Annotated in this window: 1 protein-coding gene; it reads right to left on the bottom strand. The window is 46.8% G+C overall.

Annotated features, from left to right (window positions below):
• The coding region (gene tuf / locus NI469_RS15685; protein ID WP_253175660.1) for an elongation factor Tu at nt 1–1,046 on the bottom strand (1,046 nt) is incomplete at its 3' end.
• Nucleotide 1,047: the final 1 nt, after the last annotated feature.

Genomic DNA, 1,047 nt, shown 5'->3' with positions numbered 1-1,047 from the left:
CCTTCTTTAAGCGCGATCGCACCAGTTACGTCCGTAGTACGGAAGTAGAACTGTGGACGGTAACCGTTAAGGAATGGAGTGTGACGACCACCTTCTTCTTTAGAAAGTACGTATACTTCCGCATCGAATTTAGTGTGTGGCTTGATCGCACCTGGTTTAGTCAATACTTGACCACGTTGTACGTCTTCACGCTTAGTACCACGAAGAAGAACACCACAGTTCTCGCCCGCACGACCTTCGTCAAGAAGTTTACGGAACATTTCTACGCCGGTTACTGTAGTAGTTTGAGTATCACGGATACCAACGATTTCTACAGACTCACCTACTTTAACGATACCAGTCTCAACACGGCCAGTTACTACTGTACCACGACCAGAGATTGAGAATACGTCTTCAATTGGCATAAGGAATGGAAGGTCAATTGCACGCTCTGGCTCTGGAATGTAAGAGTCAAGTGCTTCAACAAGCGCAACTACAGCTGGCTCACCGTATTGGCTGTCATCACCGTTAAGCGCAAGAAGAGCAGAACCACGGATCACTGGAGTGTCATCACCCGGGAAGTCGTAAGTAGAAAGAAGTTCACGAACTTCCATTTCAACTAGTTCAAGAAGCTCTTCGTCGTCTACAAGGTCGCATTTGTTCAAGAATACAACGATGTAAGGTACACCTACCTGACGAGAAAGCAGGATGTGTTCACGAGTCTGTGGCATAGGACCATCAGTCGCAGCACATACAAGGATCGCGCCGTCCATCTGAGCAGCACCAGTAATCATGTTTTTAACATAATCGGCGTGGCCCGGGCAGTCTACGTGAGCGTAGTGACGAGTTGGAGAATCGTATTCTACGTGTGAAGTATTAATTGTAATACCACGTGCTTTTTCTTCTGGTGCAGAGTCGATTGCAGCGTAGTCTTTCGCTTCGCCACCGAATTTCTTCGCACATACAGTTGCAATTGCAGCTGTTAAAGTTGTTTTACCATGGTCAACGTGACCAATTGTGCCCACGTTAACGTGTGGCTTATTACGTTCAAACTTAGCCTTAGCCATG

It is taken from the genome of Acinetobacter lwoffii, assembly GCF_024129735.1.
GTDB lineage: Bacteria > Pseudomonadota > Gammaproteobacteria > Pseudomonadales > Moraxellaceae > Acinetobacter > Acinetobacter lwoffii_H.
Note: the sequence above shows the minus strand (reverse complement) of the source record. Positions and strands in the feature narration are given on the sequence as shown.